The 1,542-nt window shown below is 75.7% G+C and carries 2 protein-coding genes; one reads left to right on the top strand and one right to left on the bottom strand.

The window, feature by feature from the left end:
- Window positions 1-747: methyltransferase domain-containing protein (locus JHN45_RS52195; protein WP_201056544.1), on the top strand; the 747-nt coding region annotated here is incomplete at its 5' end.
- Between the two features lie 13 nt (window positions 748-760).
- On the opposite strand, the gene JHN45_RS52190 is transcribed toward JHN45_RS52195, so the two are convergent.
- Window positions 761-1,542: FHA domain-containing protein (locus tag JHN45_RS52190; RefSeq protein WP_201056543.1), on the bottom strand; the 782-nt coding region annotated here is incomplete at its 5' end.

Genomic DNA, 1,542 nt, shown 5'->3' with positions numbered 1-1,542 from the left:
CGGGAGCGCTGGCTGCGCGGGGTGTACGCCGACGCCCCGCTGGCCACCCGGCTGCGTGACGGGGAGCTGGTGTCGTCCAGCAGCCAGCCCTCGCTGATGGCCAGGATGCTCGTCGAGCTGGGGGTGACGGACGGCAGCCGGGTGCTGGAGATCGGCGCGGGCACCGGCTACAACGCGGCGCTGCTCGCCCACCGGCTCGGCGACGGCCTGGTGACCACCGTAGACCTGGAACCGGAGATCACCGAGTCCGCGCGCACCCATCTCGCCGCCGCCGGGTACCGCCCGACAGTCGTCACCGGCGACGGCGCCCGCGGAGTTCCCGAACACGCGCCGTACGACCGGATCATCGCGACCTGCGCCCTGCCGTCGGTGCCGCCCGCCTGGCTCGCCCAGTGCCGTCCCGGCGCCCGGATCCTGGCCCCGCTCGCCACCGGGCTGATCGCGCTCACCGTGCGGGACGCCGAGCACGCCGAGGGCAGCTTCCTCGACACCGCCGCGTACTTCGTGCCCCTGCGCGGCACCGGGCCCGACCCGGCGGACCAGATCCCGCACCGGTCCGGCGACCACGAACTCTTCCGCTTCCTGCGCACCCTCACCCACGGCACCCTCGCCCCGCAGGACGCCCGCGAGCTGTGGGAGCGCGAAGGGAGACCGGGACGCGAGCGCTACGGCGTCACGGTCGCCGCCGGCCGGGTGCGGGCGTGGCTGGACGATCCGGAGGGGCCCTACAGCTGGCCCCTCCGCTGAACCGTGCTGCCGCTCAGCCCCGCCGGACCGTGATCGTCGTCCACGCGCCGACGTGCACCCGGTCCCCGTCCTGCAACGGCACCGGCACGAAGGGCTGGATCGGCTCCTCGCCGCCGTTGACCGTCGTACCGTTCGTCGAGTTCTGGTCGACGACCGCCCAGCTGCCATCGGGCTGCTGGACCAGTACCGCGTGCTGGTGCGAGACGCCCGGGTCCTCCGGCGGCACCGACAGGTCGATGTCGGGGGACTCGCCGGTGGAGTGCCGGCGGCGGCCGATGGTGATCTGGTTGCCGGTGAGCTGGCGCTGCTGCTCGGGGGAGTACGCGGGCAGGTTGAGACCCGCGGCCTCCGGGCCCGAGCGCTGCATCATCGCCATGAAGTACTCGCGGTCCGGGCCGATCGTCGCCAGCCAGGTCGTCGGCTGCTGGTACGCCTGCCGGGGCGGGGGCGGGGCCTGGGTGGAACCGGGCTGCGGGTAGCCGTAGCCGCCACCGCCCTGTCCGGGACCGCCGGGGCCGCCCGGGGAACCGGGGGTCGGCGGGGAGATCACCCAGTCGTCGTCACCGCCGCCGAAGGACGGGCCGCCCTGCTGCGGACGGCTCGTCTCCTGCGGGAACCCGGGCGGGGCCGGCGGAGCGGACTGCTGGAACGCCTGCGGGGCGCCGCTCGTCTGACCCGGGCCCGCGGACGGGGTCGGGCCGGGCGGCGGCGGGACCGGCCGCGAGGGGTCGGGACCGAAGTTCGGGGGACCCTGCGGGTTCGAGGGCTCGTTGCCGAACGGCCGCGGCGGACCGG

Origin of the sequence: Streptomyces sp. MBT53 (genome assembly GCF_016654115.1) — a bacterium.
Classification (GTDB): Bacteria; Actinomycetota; Actinomycetes; order Streptomycetales; family Streptomycetaceae; genus Streptomyces.
Note: the sequence above shows the minus strand (reverse complement) of the source record. Positions and strands in the feature narration are given on the sequence as shown.